10 protein-coding genes are annotated in these 15668 nt (G+C 72.8%); 2 read left to right on the top strand and 8 right to left on the bottom strand.

Going from position 1 to position 15668, the window contains the following annotated elements; translation table 11 throughout:
- Positions 1 to 68 precede the first annotated feature (68 nt).
- The 7 genes from ACSNOG_RS14935 to ACSNOG_RS14965 form a co-directional block, all read right to left on the bottom strand.
- Entirely contained in the window at positions 69 to 1370 is a 1302-nt protein-coding gene (locus tag ACSNOG_RS14935; RefSeq protein ID WP_436753128.1) for a M50 family metallopeptidase, read from the bottom strand.
- Positions 1367 to 2644, bottom strand: a complete 1278-nt coding sequence (dxr, locus tag ACSNOG_RS14940; protein WP_436753129.1) for a 1-deoxy-D-xylulose-5-phosphate reductoisomerase — start codon at positions 2642 to 2644, stop codon at positions 1367 to 1369. Before dxr ends, ACSNOG_RS14935 begins: the two co-directional genes overlap by 4 nt.
- 166 nt (positions 2645 to 2810) lie before the next feature.
- Positions 2811 to 4745, bottom strand: a complete 1935-nt coding sequence (locus ACSNOG_RS14945) for an acyl-CoA dehydrogenase family protein (RefSeq protein ID WP_436753130.1) — start codon at positions 4743 to 4745, stop codon at positions 2811 to 2813.
- Positions 4746 to 5113: 368 nt separating this feature from the next.
- Positions 5114 to 6073, bottom strand: a complete 960-nt coding sequence (locus tag ACSNOG_RS14950) for an NADP-dependent oxidoreductase (protein ID WP_436753131.1) — start codon at positions 6071 to 6073, stop codon at positions 5114 to 5116.
- Between the two features lie 360 nt (positions 6074 to 6433).
- On the bottom strand, positions 6434 to 7879 hold the full coding sequence (locus ACSNOG_RS14955; RefSeq protein WP_436753132.1) for an aldehyde dehydrogenase family protein: 1446 nt from the start codon (positions 7877 to 7879) through the stop codon (positions 6434 to 6436).
- 250 nt (positions 7880 to 8129) lie between these two features.
- A complete protein-coding gene (locus ACSNOG_RS14960; protein WP_436753133.1) occupies positions 8130 to 9782 on the bottom strand; it encodes a PucR family transcriptional regulator in 1653 nt (550 codons plus the stop codon).
- Between the two features lie 100 nt (positions 9783 to 9882).
- Positions 9883 to 12144 (bottom strand): ATP-binding protein, encoded by a 2262-nt coding sequence (locus ACSNOG_RS14965; RefSeq protein ID WP_436753134.1) that lies wholly within the window; start codon positions 12142 to 12144, stop codon positions 9883 to 9885.
- 283 nt (positions 12145 to 12427) lie between these two features.
- Here ACSNOG_RS14965 and gabT point away from each other — a divergent pair, with 283 nt between their 5' ends.
- Together gabT and ACSNOG_RS14975 are read left to right on the top strand one after the other, a co-directional pair.
- Positions 12428 to 13777, top strand: a complete 1350-nt coding sequence (gabT, locus tag ACSNOG_RS14970) for a 4-aminobutyrate--2-oxoglutarate transaminase (protein ID WP_436753135.1) — start codon at positions 12428 to 12430, stop codon at positions 13775 to 13777.
- Between the two features lie 332 nt (positions 13778 to 14109).
- Complete coding sequence (locus tag ACSNOG_RS14975) at positions 14110 to 14916, top strand: phosphatase PAP2 family protein (protein ID WP_436753136.1); 807 nt, start codon at positions 14110 to 14112, stop codon at positions 14914 to 14916.
- On the opposite strand, the gene ACSNOG_RS14980 is transcribed toward ACSNOG_RS14975, so the two are convergent.
- Complete coding sequence (locus ACSNOG_RS14980; protein ID WP_436753137.1) at positions 14843 to 15304, bottom strand: hypothetical protein; 462 nt, start codon at positions 15302 to 15304, stop codon at positions 14843 to 14845. The genes ACSNOG_RS14975 and ACSNOG_RS14980 overlap by 74 nt on opposite strands.
- Positions 15305 to 15668: the final 364 nt, after the last annotated feature.

Raw genomic sequence — 15668 nt, forward strand, 5'->3', positions numbered from 1 at the left:
TCAAACGGAGACGACCGGCCACAGACTGCAGCCGGTCGCCACAAACGGGCGTTTGTCCCCACACCGCGCTAGGTGAGCCGCACCGGATTCACCACGTCCGCGATGAGGACGAGAAGAGTGAAGCAGATGAAGATTCCCGCCACCACATAGGCGACCGGCATCAGCTTCGCAACGTCGAACGGCCCGGGGTCGGGGCGCCGGAACACCTTTGCGAAGGCGCGCCGCACGGACTCCCACAGGGCCCCGGCGATGTGGCCGCCGTCCAGCGGCAGCAAGGGCAGCATGTTGAACAGGAACAGCGACAGGTTGAAGCCCGCGACCAGGAACAGCATGGTGGCGATCTGCTGCGACGGCGGGATGTCGAGGTTGAACACCTCGCCGCCCACCCGCGCCGCGCCGACGACGCCCATCGGGGAGTCGGCCTTGCGCTCGCCGCCGTCGAAGGCGGCGTTCCACAGGTCGGGGATCTTGCTCGGCAGGGCGATCAGGGACTCGACGCCCGACTGCACCATGTCGCCCATACGGTCGACGGACTGGCCGAAGGTCTGCGGCACGACACCCGTGGCGGGCGCGAAGCCGAGGAAGCCGGCCGTCACGTACTGCCCCTTGATGGGCGCGCCCTTGCTGTCGTACTTCTGCACCTGGTTGGAGATGAGGTTCGCGCTGAGGGTCTTGCGGACGCCGTCCCGCACGACGGTGACCGTGGCGGGGCCGGTGGTCTTGCGGATCTCCTTCTGGAGCGTGGCCCAGTCGTCCGTACGGTGCCCGTTGAACGCCACGATCTTGTCGCGCGGCTTGAGGCCGGCGGCCTTGGCCGGGGAGTCCGGGTTGCCCTTGCCGCACTTGTCCGTCTGGGCGCCGGCCGCGACGACGCAGTCGGAGACGGTGGAGACGGTCGTCGTCTGCGTGTTGATCCCGAAGGACATCATCACGCCGAGGAAGATCACGACGGCCAGGACGAGATTCATGAACGGCCCGGCGAACATCACGATCATGCGCTTCCACGGCTTGCGCGTGTAGAAGAGCCGGGACTCGTCGCCGGGCCGGAGCTCCTCGAAGGCGGCCGAGCGGGCGTCCTCGATCATGCCGCGCCACGGCGAGGTGGAGCGGGCGGCGATCCGTCCGTCCGCGCCGGGCGGGAACATCCCGATCATGCGGATGTAGCCGCCGAGCGGGATGGCCTTGATCCCGTACTCGGTCTCGCCCTTCTTCCGCGAGAAGATCGTCGGCCCGAAGCCGACCATGTACTGCGGCACGCGGATGCCGAAGAGCTTCGCGGTCGACAGGTGGCCCAGCTCGTGCCAGGCGATGGAGAAGAGCAGGCCCACCACGAAGACGACTATCCCGAGGACCGTCATCAGTGTCGTCATGCGCGGGCCTCCGAGGTCGCCTTCGCGGTACGGGCCGCCGAGGCCGTCCGCGCTGCCAGTTCACGGGCCCGGGCGCGTGCCCAGGCCTCCGCTTCCAAGACGTCCGCGACGGTGAGGCGGGTTCCCGTGGTGGGCGTGCCGTGTTCCGCCACCACCTCAGCGACCGTATCGACAATCCCGTTGAACGGCAGCCCGCCCGCGAGGAAGGCGTCGACGCACTCCTCGTTGGCCGCGTTGAAGACGGCGGGCGCCGTGCCCCCCAGCTCGCCCACGTGCCGGGCGAGCGCGACCGACGGGAAGGCCTCCTCATCAAGCGGGAAGAACTCCCAGGTGGAGGCCGTGGACCAGTCGAAGGCGGGAGCCGCGTCCGGGATCCGCTCCGGCCAGCCCAGGCCGATGGCGATGGGGCCGCGCATGTCCGGCGGAGTGGCCTGGGCCAGCGTGGAGCCGTCCACGAACTCCACCATCGAGTGGACGTAGGACTGCGGGTGGACGACGACCTCGATGCGCTCGAACGGGATGTCGTAGAGCAGGTGCGCCTCGATGACCTCCAGACCCTTGTTGACGAGGGTCGCGGAGTTGATCGTGATCACGGGCCCCATGGACCAGGTCGGGTGCGCGAGGGCGTCCTCGCGGGTCACGGAGGCCAGCTCGGCCTTCGTGCGGCCCCGGAAGGGCCCGCCCGAGGCCGTGACGACCAGCTTGCGGACCTCGGCGCGGGTGCCGCCCAGCAGGGCCTGGAAGAGCGCGGCGTGCTCGGAGTCCACGGGGATGATCTGGCCGGGCTTGGCGAGCGCCTTGACCAGCGGGCCGCCGACGATGAGCGACTCCTTGTTGGCCAGCGCGAGCGTCCGGCCCGCCTCCAGGGCGGCCAGGGTCGGCGCCAGGCCGATCGAGCCGGTGATGCCGTTCAGGACGGTGTGGCACTCGCTGCGCGCCAGCTCGGTGGCCGCCTCGGGCCCCGCCAGGATCTCGGGGAGCGGCTCGGCCCCGTACAGCGCCGCCAGCGCCTCGCGCAGCGCGGGCACGGTCTCGGCCCGGGCAACGGCGACGGTGCGCACCCGCAGCTGCCGCGCCTGCTCGGCGAGCAGCCCCACGCGACCGCCGGCGGCCGACAGGCCGGTCACCCGGAACCGGTCGGGGTTGCGGAGCACGAGGTCGATCGCCTGGGTACCGATCGAGCCGGTCGAACCGAGGATCACGATCTCGCGCGGTCCGCCCGCGGCGGTGGGGGCGGAATAGCGCAGATGCGGGTCAGCGAGGGAGTCCGTCATGGACTCATTGTTGCGTCTTCCGCCGGGAGGACGGACAGGGAGCCCCCGTCCGCGCTCGGCGGGCGGCGGGAGCCGGGGCGTGGGGCGGGCCTGCGTGGGGCAGGCCCGCGTGGGGCGGGGAAGCCCCGCACGGGGCGGACGGCGCCGCGCGCGGGGCGGCCCGGGCTCAGCGGATGGGGCGGTGGACGTTGTCCGTCTTGGCCGGGCCGGGGGTGGCGTCGGCGATCCAGGGGCCGTCGCCACTGGGGTCGAGGATGCCGGCCTCGAGCCACTCGTACGCCCCGGACATCACTCCGGAGACGACCTTGCGGTCGACGTCGTCGGTGTTCGTCCACAGCCGCCCGAAGAGCTCCTCCGTACGGATCCTGGCCTGCCGGCAGAAGGCGTCGGCGAGCTCGTACGCCTCCGCGCCGTGCTCGCCCCCGGCGCGCAGCCGCTCCGCACGGACGCACGCAGCGCTCATCGCGAACAGTTCGGCACCGATGTCGACGATGCGGCCGAGGAAGCCCTGCTTGGTCTCCATACGGCCCTGCCAGCGCGACATAGCGTAGAAGGTCGATCGGGCGAGTTTGCGGGACGAACGTTCGACGTAGCGCAGGTGGGTGGCGAGGTCGCGGTGGCCGGCCGGGTTGAATTCGGCGTAGGTGCGCGGAAGCTGCCCGGGGCCGGTGACCAGCTTCGGCAGCCAGCGGGCGTAGAAGCCCCCTGCGCGGGCCCCTGCGCGGGCTTTGTCGCCCAGCGACTTGTCCGGGTCGATCAGGTCGCCCGCGACCGAGAGGTGGGCGTCCACGGCCTCACGCGCGATGAGCAGGTGCATGATCTCCGTGGAGCCCTCGAAAATGCGGTTGATGCGCGCATCGCGCAGCATCTGTTCGGCGGGTACGGCGCGCTCGCCCCGGGCGGCGAGCGAGGCGGCGCTCTCGTAGCCCCGTCCGCCGCGGATCTGGACGAGTTCGTCGGTCATCAGCCACGCCATCTCGCTGGCGTACAGCTTGGCGAGGGCGGCCTCGATGCGGATGTCGTTGCGGTTCTCGTCGGCCATCTGGCCCGAGAGGTCGAGGACGGCCTCCAGGGCGAAGGTGGTGGCCGCGATGAAAGAGATCTTCGAACCGACCGCCTCGTGCTTGGCGATGGACTTGCCCCACTGCTCACGCGCCGTGGACCACTCACGGGCGATCTTCAGCGCCCACTTGCCGCCGGCGACGCACATGGCGGGGATGGACAGCCGCCCGGTGTTGAGCGTCGTCAGAGCGATCTTGAGTCCGGAGCCCTCGGGGCCGATGCGGTTGGCGGCCGGGACGCGCACCTGATGGAAGCGAGTGACGCCGTTCTCGATGCCCCGCAGGCCCATGAAGGCGTTGCGGCGCTCGACGGTGACACCCTCCGCCGCGGCTTCGACGACGAAGGCCGTGATGCCTCCCTTGTGACCCTCGCTCTTGGGAACTCGCGCCATGACGACCAAGAGGTCCGCGACGACGCCGTTGGTCGTCCAGAGCTTGACCCCGTCGAGGACGTAGTCGTGGCCGTCGGGGACGGCGGAAGTGGCCAGGCGCGCGGGGTCGGAGCCGACGTCCGGTTCGGTGAGCAGAAACGCCGAGATGTCGGTCCGCGCGCACCGCGGCAGGAAGGCCTCCTTCTGCTGCTGGGTGCCGAAGAGCTTCAGCGGCTGTGGCACGCCGATGGACTGGTGGGCGGACAGCAGCGCGCCGACGGCGGGGCTGACGGAGCCCACGACGGCGAGGGCCTTGTTGTAGTAGACCGACGTGAGCCCGAGGCCCCCGTACTTGGTGTCGATCTTCATGCCGAGGGCACCGAGCTCCTTGAGCCCGTTCACCGTCTCGTCCGGGATCCTCGCCTCGCGCTCGATCCGGGCAGGATCGATGCGGGTCTCGCAGAAGTCTCGGAGCTTCGAGAGGAACTCCTCCCCGCGCCGGACGTCCTCCAGGGCCGGCGTCGGATGCGGGTGGATCAGATCGAGGCGGAACCGGCCGAGGAAGAGTTCTTTGGCGAAGCTCGGCTTCTTCCAGTCCTGCTCCCGGGCCGCTTCGGCGACCTGGCGTGCTTCGCGCTCGGAGACCGGTCGTACGGATGGTGCGGTCATGAGGCACCTCGCCGCTTCAGTCGGGGCCGTCCCGGTCGGCTACCGACCGGTACTACTGGACCGTATGTACCCGATCCTCCCGGCATCTACCAGACCTCGCGCAACGTTCCGGCCCGCGCAGCAGCGGAAGCCCCGCATGGGGCACCGCGCCGGGCGGGGCCTCATGCGGGGCGCCGGGGGGCTTCATGCGGGGCGCCGGGCAGCGCCCCATGCGGGGCAGTGCGCGCTCCTCACTGCGCAGCGTGGCCGGCGGAGCAGGGAGCGCGCTGCTGCGGGCATGGGGCCCGTTTGCGGCGGTCGCGTGCCCGCCCGTGCGAGCCACATGGGGCGGGCCGCTTGCACGAGGCGGGATGGCCTTGGCGGCACGGTCAGTCGCCGACGCTGAGCACGATCTTGCCGGAAGTGCGTCCCGTCTCGCCGAGCTCGTGAGCCTTGCCGGCTTCGGCGAGCGGCAGGACGGCGGCGATCTCGGTGCGCAGCCGCCCGGACTCGACGAGCTCGCTGATGCCCCGCAGGCCCGCCAGGTCGGGCTCGACCATCATGCGCACGGCGCGGATGCCGCGCTCGCGCGCCTCGGCGAGGACCGGCTCGGTCAAGGGAAGCAGCGAGACGAGGGTGCCGCCGGTACGGAGGGTGCGCAGGGAGCGGGCCGGGTAGTCACCGCTGATGGACTCCACGACGGCGTCGAGGTCGCCGAGTTCCTCGGCGAAGTCCTGCTCGCGGTAGTCGATGAGTTCGTCGGCACCGAGGCTCCGCAGGAAGTCGTGCTTGGCGGCGCTGGCCGTGCCGATGACGTACGCGCCGCGCGCCTTGGCGATTTGGACGGCCAGGTGGCCCACGCCGCCCGCCGCGGCGTGGATCAGCACGCGCTGGCCCTCGGTGACGCGGGCGGTGTCCACGACGGCCTGCCACGCGGTGAGAGCGGCGAGGGGCAGGCCTGCGGCCTGTACGTGGTCGAGCCCCTGCGGCTTGGGGGCGAAGTGACGGGCGGGCGCGGCAACGTACTCGGCGTACGCACCGGCCGGGTGCGGGAAGCGCGGCATGCCGTACACCTCGTCGCCCGGGGCGTACAGCGTCACGCCGTCACCGACAGCCTCCACCACACCGGAGACGTCGAAGCCGAGGCCGAAGGGCGGGACGTCCCCGGTGTAGTAGTAGCCACGCGCTCGGGTCTTCCAGTCGACCGGGTTGACCCCCGCGGCCCGGACCCGCACCAGGATCTCGGTGGGCCCCGGCTCGGGGCGGTCGGTCTCGACCAGGCGCAGCACCTCGGGTCCGCCGGCGGTCTCCTGGCGGATGGCGTGCATGCGGGCGGGTGCTGCGGTCATGGCGGTGCGCTCCTTGCGGTGGTGCCGTGTCGATGCCTCCAGACTTCCGTAGATCGCAAAGGACGAACGAGTGGCCTAACTGTCACGGTTCGCAAGAATCGGGCCAGGGGGCATGGGCGGCCAAGAGGGGCATCGCCCGTTCTCCGCGGCCGGCCGCATGAGCCGCTCTCGAAGCCAGCCGCATGGGGCGCTTCCGGCAGCGCCCCATGCCGTGCTGCGCGAGCCGGGGCGGGCGCCCACGCGGCGCAGACGCAGGCGGACACGCAGACGGCCGGGGCACGCTCCATGCGCGCCCCGGCCGTCAGGCGGGTCTTCTCTGCCGGTCTGCCCGAGGGCAGGTGCCTGTAGGCAGTCCCTTTGTTACAGCGCCAGGCCCGTCAGGACGAGCACCCGCTCGTAGGTGTAGTCGTCCATCGCGTAGCGCACGCCCTCACGGCCCACGCCGGACTGCTTGGCGCCGCCGTAGGGCATCTGGTCGGCGCGGTAGGAGGGCACGTCGCCGATGATGACGCCACCGGTCTCCAGCGCACGGTGCGCCCGGAACGCCGTCTGCAGGTCGTGCGTGAAGACACCGGCCTGCAGTCCGTACGGCGAGTCGTTGACCGCGGCGAAAGCGGCCTCCTCGCCCTCGGCCTTGGTGATCGTCAGGACGGGGCCGAAGACCTCCTCGCAGGCGATGGTCACGTCGGCCGGAACGTCCGCGAGGACGGTCGGGGCGTACGTCGCGCCGTCGCGCTTGCCGCCGGTGAGCAGAGCGGCGCCCTTCTCCACGGCCTCGTCCACCCAGGACTCCACCCGCTTGGCGGCGTCCTCGCTGACCAGCGGGCCGACGTCCGTCGCGGCGTCCGACGGGTCACCGGTGACCTGCGCCTCGACCGCGGCCACGACCTTGGGCACGAGGCGCTCGTACAGCGAGGCGTCGGCGATGACCCGCTGCACCGAGATGCAGGACTGGCCGCCCTGGTAGTTCGAGAACGTCGCGATGCGCTGCGCCGCCCAGTCGAGGTCCTCCTCGGAGGACCAGTCGGCCAGGACGACGGCCGCGCCGTTGCCGCCGAGCTCGAGGGTGACGTGCTTGCGGGGGGCGGAGTCGAGGATCGACCAGCCGACCGGTCCGGAGCCCGTGAAGGAGATGACCGGCAGGCGCTCGTCCTGGACGAGGGCGGGCATGCGGTCGTTCGGAACCGGCAGCACGCTCCAGGAGCCCGCCGGCAGATCCGTCTCGGCCAGGATCTCGCCCAGCACGAGGGAGGAGATCGGGGTGGCCGGAGCGGGCTTGAGGATGATCGGCGCACCGACGGCGATCGCGGGGGCGACCTTGTGGGCGCTGAGGTTCAGCGGGAAGTTGAACGGCGCGATGCCCAGCACGGTGCCGCGCGGGAAGCGGCGGGTCAGCGCCAGGCGGCCGGTGCCGCCCGCGTCGGTGTCGAGGCGCTGCGCGTCGCCGGCGTTGAAGCGGCGGGCTTCCTCGGCGGCCCAGCGGAACACGGAGACGGCGCGGCCGACCTCGCCGCGGGCCCACTTGATGGGCTTGCCGTTCTCGGCGGAGATGAGCTGGGCGATCTCCTCGGCGCGCTCGGTGAGCCGCTTCGCGACGTGGTCGAGGGCGGCGGTCCGTACGTGCGCGGGCGTCGCCGCGAACTCCTCTCGGACGGCGTGCGCGGCGGCCACGGCCTCCTCGACCTGTGCCTCGGTGGGCACGCTCACGGTGCCGACGAGACGGCCGTCCCAGGAGTTCGTGACGTCGAAGGTCTCCTCGCCGGTGGCCTCGCGGCCGGCCAGCCAGAACGCGTGGGGAGCAGTCACAATCCCGGCCCTTCCCAAGTGGTGTGGATATTGCTCCCCCACGGTAGGTGCGGGGCGGCCGGGCGCCGATTGTCCGCGGTGGAGCAGTACCGGCGCAGGGGGCACCGCAATGGCGGAGTGGAGGCTCCTCGTGCGACGGCGGGGCTCCGCGCCGCCGACGGCGTAGCGGCATGGGGCGGCCCTCAGCACCGCCTCATGCGCCCCTGGGCGCTGCGTTCGGCTGTCTACCCCGGGCGCGGTGCCCGGCCGTCTACTCCTGCCCCGAGGCCGCCGTCGCCTTCAGGGCCAGCCACAGCTCCATACGGACGTCGGGATCGTCGAGGGAGCGGCCCAGGATCTCCTCGACCCGGCGCATGCGGTAGCGCAGCGTGTGGCGGTGGACGCCGAGGTCCGCCGCTGCCGCGTCCCACTGGCCGTGCCGGGAGAGCCAGGCGCGCAGGGAGGCGACGAGGTCGCCGCGGCCCGTGGCGTCGTGCTCGCGGAGGGCCCGCAGCATGCCGTCCGCGAAGGCGCGTACCGCATCGTCCGCGAGGAGCGGCAGCACCGAGCCGGCGGCGACCTCTTCGTGCTCCACGAGGACCCTGCCGCGGCGGCGCGCGACGGACAGGGCCTGCTCCGCCTGGCGGAAGGCCGCCGCGGCGGCGATCGGCCCCGCGGGGGCGGACAGGCCGATGACGAGGTCGCATGAGGGGGCGGTGGCGCTGCGGTCCCGCGGGCGGGCCTTCGTCCCGCGGCGGGCTTCTATGGCGCGGGCGTGTTCCCCGCACGCCGCGGCGACCGCCCCGCCGTCGGGCGCGAGGACGACGAGCCGTCCGCCGTCCGGGACGACCAGCAGCGGCTCCGCCACGCGGCCCGCGGCGGTCTCCAGAGCGTCCGCGAGCACGGCCAGCGGCTCCACGGGGGGCTCGCCCTCCCCTTCTTGGGCGTTGTCGGCGTCGGCGGGCGTCTCCACCGCCTCCGCGACGATCACCCGGAACGGAGCGTCCAGCAGACTGCCGTACAGGTCGCCCGCAACGGCCCGTGCGTGGTCCGGTTCGCCGGCGAGGAGCATGCGCAGCAGTGCCGCGCCCAGTCGCTGCTCAGCCTCCTGCAGGGCCCGGGAGCGCTCGGTGGTGAGGGTGAGCAGAGCGATGGCGGAGTGCACGGCGTAGCGCTCGGCGGTTCCCAGGGGCGCGCCCGTGCCCACGGCGAGGACGCCCCGTGCGCGCCGCCCGGAGCCGAGGGATTGCAGCTCGACCCGGTCGGCTCCTTCCTCGGCGGGATCCGTGCCCACGACGGCGGTGGCGGGCGCGGGGCGTTCCCGCAGCCGCTCGACGTCCGCTCCGAGGCGTGCGGCCCGGCGCGCAGCCCATTCGGGCGCCGCCGCAACGACGGCGCCCGAGGCGTCGTACAGCGCCGCCCAGCCGTCGAGGTGTGCGGCGAGCCGGGCGACGAGTGCTGCCGGCCCGTCCGGGCCCAGTGCGGCCCGGGTCAGTTCGCGCTGGGCCTCGAATCCGGCCGTCACCGCCCGGTACTGGTCGGCCGCGATGGCTGCGGACACCGCCTTGGTGATGGCGATGAAGGGCGTGCGGCGCGGCACCTCCAGCAGCGGCAGGCCCTCGTCCCCCGCAGCCCCGATCAGGGCCTCGGGCACCCGCTCGTAGTTGACGCCGACGGCGAAGCCGAGGCCGACGACGCCCGCGCGCACGAGGCGGCGGACGTACTGCCGCATGGCCTCCGGATCGTCCGCGTCGATCTTCAGCGCGGTGATCAGCAGCAGTTCACCGCCGTCCATCCACGGCACGGGGTCGGCCAGCTCGCTGACATGTGCCCAGCGGACGGGCCTGTCCAGCCGGTCCTCCCCCGCGAGGACGGTGAGTTTCAGCGCGGAGTGGTGGACGAGTGAGGCGAGCGTGAGGGGCATGGCACCTTCGGAAGGGGCGTCGTGGCAAAAGTGCCGTCGCGTATGAACATCTGCGACCGATTCTGCCTCAGTGGAGCAATCACCGGTAACACGAACCGGTTCACCGCTGCAGATCGACGAGCACCGGCGGCGCGCTGTTCCCCCGTACGGAGGTCACGGACAGCACCGCGTGCCCCGCCGGCACCGCGTGCGCCAGCTCGGAGGCGGACCAGCGCTCCCGCTCCACCTTGCGCACCGTCACCGACTGGGCGGTCACCGCCCGCCCCGTGACCAGCCTGCGCACTACGTGCGTGACGCGGGTCAGCGGCTCGTGGGCGATGACCTGACGGTCGGTGACGTCGCGGGTCTCCACCCACTCCTTGCCCCACACCTCCGCGAAGCGCGCCCCGTCCCAGGTGGTGATGCCGGAGAACGCCATGCGGCAACCGACTGAGCCCAGCAGCGCGCTGCGCAGGGACTCGGGTACGTCGTCGAGCGTACGGAGGGTGAGCAGCGCCCCGGCGTGGGCCGAGCGGAGCCGCGCCAGGCCCCGTACGGCCTCGGTAGTGACGGTGTGCGTCGCGTCGTCGAGGACGAGGCACGCGAAGAGGGAGCGGTCGCCCCGTGCGACCGCACACTCCGTGAACTGGGCGAGGACCAGCCGGGCCAGCATCCGGGACGCCTCGGCGTGCCCGCGCTCGGGCAGGTCGATCCGGACGCGCAGCGGGTGCTCCAGGGCGCGCAGGGAGAAGGTGCGCGAAGGGTCGGTGGTGTCGAAGAAGCGGGCGAAGGCCGGGCGGTCGAGCAGCGCGAGGCGGTCGGCGAGCATGGGGGCGGCGTCGCCGGGGCGGTGCGCCTGGCGTTCCCGCGCGTCGAGCTCACGGGTAAGGGCCTCCTGCCCCGCGTCCGTGAGGGCGGCGCGCAGGGAAGCCAGGGCGGTGGGCGAGCCGTCCAGGAGCTCGCGCAGTTCGGGGACGGAGGGGAAGCGGCCGTGAGCGGCCCGGTAGGGGCCGAGGAGCTGCGCCAGCACGGTGGCGGCCCGGCGGCCGCCTTCGCCCGGCAGTGCGGCGGTGAGGTCGCCCACGAGGCCTTCGGCGAGGACGGCGGCGGCCTCGTCGGGATCGTCGGTGCCGCCGTAGAGGTCGAGGTCGTAGGCGGAGTCCGGCCGGCCGATGCGCACCACGACGTCGAACGCCTCGTCGGGCGCCAGCCCCGCCCCCGCCGCGCCGACCGCGACGACGGCCGCCCGGCCTGCGAGCGCCTGCAGGCACAGCGACTCCAGCACGGGGCGGATCAGCCGGTCCGTCTTGCCGCTGCCGGGCGGGCCGACCGCGAGCAGGGACGTACCGAGCAGACGGGGGTCGAGGGCGAATCCTGCGCCCCGGTGCACGTACGGATTGCGCTCGTCGTCCACGGCGGTGCCGATGCGCACCTGCCGGGTGACGAGGTCGTGGCGCGCGGCCCGTACGGGCAGATCGCGCGCACCGGACGGGTGCGCGCAGGCGCCCGCCCCGTGCCGCAGAACGGTTTCGGTGAACGCGGCGAGCCGCCCCGGCTGCACGCGTACGGTCTGCCAGGCCCGCTCGATGCGGGCGTGGTCGACGTCGTTCATCAGCCCGGCCCGCGCTTCGGCCGCCAGCCGTTCCGCCGCCTCGTGGGCGCCTGCGGCGCGCAGCTGGGGCCAGTCGGCCGGGTCCTGGCGCGGACCGCCCCCCACGGCGGCCGGAAGGGCCCCGCAGTCGTCCCACAACCGCGCCAGCAGCGGCGCGCAGTACCGCCGCCAGACCTGGGGCCAGCGCCCCAGGCGGCCGAAGACGAAGATGAGCACGCCGAGGCAGAGGGCGTAGTACGTGTAGATGGTCCACACCGCCGCCATGCCCGTGTGCCACGAGTCGGGGGTCAGGACGGTCAGCGGCCACAGCCAGTACGAGCCGAGGTAGCCGTTCCACAGCAGCGAGCCGAGCAGCCAGCCGCACAGGAGGGAGATGACCGCTCCGCTCAGGAGCTGCCGGCCCGGGAGGCGGTCCGGCTCCTCCGGAGGCTTGGGGCGGTAGCCGTACGCCCAGATGCCGGGGCCGGCGAAGACGCGGGGCGTGCGGAGCCAGACGAGGAACGGGGACCGGCCGCCCTGCGGAGCCGCGCCGGGCGCCCTGCCGGGCTGCGGCGGCACCGCACGGGGCCGGGGCGGCGCCTCCGCAGGCGTGGCCGGAGGTGCGGCATGGGGCGCAGCCGGGGCCGCATGGGGCACAGGTGGGATTGCGGGCGGGCTTGCCGGCTGCCGGGGCCAGGGCTCGGCGGCGGCCGCCTGGACGGGTGGGGCGTCGGCCGCCCCGGGCAGCCGGCCCCCTGCGCCCGGTGCCTCGTACGTGCCCTCGTGCTCCATCGCTGCCCCTCGCCCCCCGCCGTCCGGCTTTCCGGCTTTCTCGTCTGGTGCGCGCCGCAGCTCAATCTAGTGGCCGGCCGTGGCGAGTTCAGCGTCCCCGGCCGCGCTGAGCGCATGATCACCCGGGGGGCGTGCCGAGGGGACCGTCACGCTCCGCCATGTCCGGTACGGACAACGCGACGCGCCCACTTCTCCCGAACGGAACATGCCCGACCCGCGGTCCCGCACCTAGCCTGCGACTAAAAGTCCGATCGAAGCCCGTTCTCTCCCCCTGGAGCACCTCATGACCGAACTGACCGGAGGCCCGGCCCTCCCCCAGGAGCGCCGCATCGTCACCGCGATCCCCGGCCCGAAGTCGCAGGAGCTGCTCGCCCGGAAGAACGCTGCGGTCGCAGGTGGCGTGGGCCTGACGCTTCCGGTGTTCACCAAGCGTGCCGGCGGCGGCGTGATCGAGGACGTCGACGGCAACTCGCTGATCGACTTCGGTTCCGGCATCGCCGTGACCTCGGTCGGCAGCTCCGCCGAGGCCGTGGTGCGCCGCGCCACCGCGCAGCTCGCCGACTTCACCCACACCTGTTTCATGGTGACGCCCTACGAGGGCTACGTGGAGGTCTGCGAGCAGCTCGCCGAGCTGACGCCGGGTGACCACGCCAAGAAGTCCGCGCTGTTCAACTCGGGCGCCGAGGCCGTCGAGAACGCGGTGAAGATCGCCCGCGCGTACACCAAGCGCCAGGCCGTCGTCGTCTTCGACCACGGCTACCACGGCCGTACGAACCTGACGATGGCGCTCACCGCCAAGAACATGCCGTACAAGCACGGCTTCGGCCCGTTCGCCCCCGAGGTCTACCGCGTGCCGGTGGCCTACGGCTACCGCTGGCCCACCGGCCCGGAGAACTGCGCCCAGGAGGCCGCGGCCCAGGCCATCGACGCCATGACCAAGCAGGTCGGCGCCGAGAACATCGCCGCGATCATCATCGAGCCGGTGCTGGGCGAGGGCGGCTTCATCGAGCCGGCCAAGGGCTTCCTGCCGCGCATCGCGCAGTTCGCGAAGGACAACGGCATCGTCTTCGTCGCGGACGAGATCCAGTCCGGCTTCTGCCGCACGGGCCAGTGGTTCGCGTGCGAGGACGAGGGCGTCGTCCCGGACCTGATCACCACGGCCAAGGGCATCGCGGGCGGCCTGCCGCTCGCCGCCGTCACCGGCCGCGCCGAGATCATGGACGCGGCGCACGCGGGTGGCCTGGGCGGCACCTACGGCGGCAACCCGGTGGCCTGTGCGGCGGCGCTCGGCGCGATCGAGACCATGCGCGAGCTGGACCTCAACGCGAAGGCCAAGCGCATCGAGGAGGTCATGAAGGGCCGCCTCTCCGCCATGCAGGAGAAGTTCGACATCATCGGCGACATCCGCGGCCGCGGCGCCATGATCGCGATCGAGCTGGTGAAGTCCGGCACCAAGGACCCCAACCCGGAGGCCGCCGGCGCGCTCGCCAAGGCCTGCCACGCGGAGGGCCTGCTCGTGCTCACCTGCGGCACGTACGGCAACGTGCTGCGCTTCCTGCCGCCGCTGGTGATCGGTGAGGACCTGCTCAACGAGGGCCTGGACATCATCGAGGCCGCTTTCGCCCGCCTGTAGCCGCCGGTGAGGGGGATGCGGGTGAAGAACCTGTGCGGAGCGGGTGGTGGAGGGGTGATCCGGCTGTCCGGACCGTCTGCCCTGCCGTACGGTTTCTGCAGATGAGAGAAACACCTCGTCCGCAGGGGACTGCGGACGGAGCCGAGCCGGTACTTCCCCAGTGCCGACCTGGCCGTGCCTTCGCGCACACCACTGGAGCCTCACGCTCCGGACATCCTCACCGATCGGATGGCCGCCCGCCCCATACCCCCCGGGGCGCGCGGCACCCCGGTCCTCACGGCGGCCTCGGAACCTCCCCCCCTGTTCCGGGGCCGCCGGCACGGTCCCGCCTCGTGCGCGGGCTCTTCCCGGCGCTGTGTGCGCTTCTCTTCGCTCTGGTCACCTGGCAGGTCGCGGCGCACGGCCCCGTGCGGACGCTCGACGAAGACCTCGGCCGTACGGTGGCGGGCTCCACGTTCCCCGGCGCCGTCGCACAGTTCCTCGCCGATCTGGGCAACGCCTCGGTCGCCGTGCCCGTGCTCGTCGCTGCCATGGCCGCGTCCACGATGCTGCGCCGCCGCGGCCCCAGGCCGTGGCTGCCAACGCTGTGGGCCGCCCTCGCCATGGCGGCCGTACCGGCTGTCGTCGTACCCGTGAAGTCCTGGATCGGCCGCACGGGGCCCCCGGCCATGGCCGCGACCGGAGCGCATGACGGCTTCTTTCCTTCAGGGCATACGGCGACCGCCGCCGTCGCCTACGGGGCGGCCGCGCTGCTGCTTCTGGCGCCCCGTGCCGACACGTTCCGTACGCCGCCCCATGCCGGTTTCTCGGCGCAGCCGCCCCATGGGGAGGCTGCCCGTGTGCTGCCCCATGCCGCCTCTGCGGACCCACAGCCCCATACGGAGCACACCCGCATGGGGCCCCGCCACCGGCACGCGCGCGCACGCGCGTGGGTGGCAGTTTCGTACGTACTCCTGAACGCCGGTGTCGCCGTCGGCCTGGTGCGGTGCGGCTATCACTGGCCGCTGGACGTGGTGGGCGCGTGGTGCCTGTCCGGCGTGCTGCTCTGGGGGCTGGCACGGGCCCTCAGCCGTCCTGCTCGCCGGTCAGGTTCGCAGCGGCCTCGTGCATCGACAGCTCCAGCAGCGCCGGATCGGTGAGCGTGCCGCTTCCGTCGGGCGGCACCACCCAGCGGAGGCCCGAAGCCGCCCGCCCGGGGTAAGGGACGACGACCCAGCTGCCGGCCCCGACGGCCCGTACACCCGTGGCGAACCACCTCGCGGCAGTGCCCGGGGGGACGAAGAACCCCATGCGGCAGTCGCCGAAGTCGGCCAGGACGGGCCCGACCCGTCCGGTGCAGCGGGTCAGGACTTCCAGCGTGGGGCGGCCCAGCTCACTGGGGAGGATGAGGACGTCCCAGAGCCTGCCTGCGGGAAGCAGCGCCACCCCGAGGGGGTTGCGCTCCCACTCCCACCGGCAGGTCCCGGGATCGGGTGCAACTGTCGCCAGCCACTCCACCGCACTCCGCTTCCCCGCGTCGTCACTCATGGCAGTGCCTCCGTTCCGTGGTCGCTCGTCATGCGTTCACGGATGGAGAGGCTGCGGAGTGCGGATCATTACGCGGGTTTCGGGTCCGGCCGGAGGTGAAGGGTTCACTCTTCGCAACACGGCGCGCCCCGGTGCGCCCCGTGGGTGCACCGGGGAAGCGAAAGGACGGTGCCCGCATGAGGCGCCGGCGTCGGCGGGGCATGGGGCCAGGGCAGCGATCGACATGGGGCCCGGGCCCTGAGGGGCACGGAGCCGGGCATGAGGCCGGGCGCGGGGCCGGGCATTACGCCGGGCACGGGGCCGGGCATTACGCCGGGCACGGGGCCGGGCATGAGGCCCCAGCCGCCCTGCCCCGCCCCATGCC

Origin of the sequence: Streptomyces sp. URMC 124 (genome assembly GCF_051386455.1) — a bacterium.
Taxonomy (GTDB): domain Bacteria; phylum Actinomycetota; class Actinomycetes; order Streptomycetales; family Streptomycetaceae; genus Streptomyces.

What these genes read in the sequence shown, in the direction of transcription:
- ACSNOG_RS14935 (WP_436753128.1), bottom strand. Translation starts at nt 1,370, where the DNA reads ATGACGACACTGATGACGGTCCTCGGGATAGTCGTCTTCGTGGTGGGC.
- dxr (WP_436753129.1), bottom strand. Translation starts at nt 2,644, where the DNA reads ATGACGGACTCCCTCGCTGACCCGCATCTGCGCTATTCCGCCCCCACC.
- ACSNOG_RS14945 (WP_436753130.1), bottom strand. Translation starts at nt 4,745, where the DNA reads ATGACCGCACCATCCGTACGACCGGTCTCCGAGCGCGAAGCACGCCAG.
- ACSNOG_RS14950 (WP_436753131.1), bottom strand. Translation starts at nt 6,073, where the DNA reads ATGACCGCAGCACCCGCCCGCATGCACGCCATCCGCCAGGAGACCGCC.
- ACSNOG_RS14960 (WP_436753133.1), bottom strand. Translation starts at nt 9,782, where the DNA reads ATGCCCCTCACGCTCGCCTCACTCGTCCACCACTCCGCGCTGAAACTC.
- ACSNOG_RS14965 (WP_436753134.1), bottom strand. Translation starts at nt 12,144, where the DNA reads ATGGAGCACGAGGGCACGTACGAGGCACCGGGCGCAGGGGGCCGGCTG.
- gabT (WP_436753135.1), top strand. Translation starts at nt 12,428, where the DNA reads ATGACCGAACTGACCGGAGGCCCGGCCCTCCCCCAGGAGCGCCGCATC.
- ACSNOG_RS14980 (WP_436753137.1), bottom strand. Translation starts at nt 15,304, where the DNA reads ATGAGTGACGACGCGGGGAAGCGGAGTGCGGTGGAGTGGCTGGCGACA.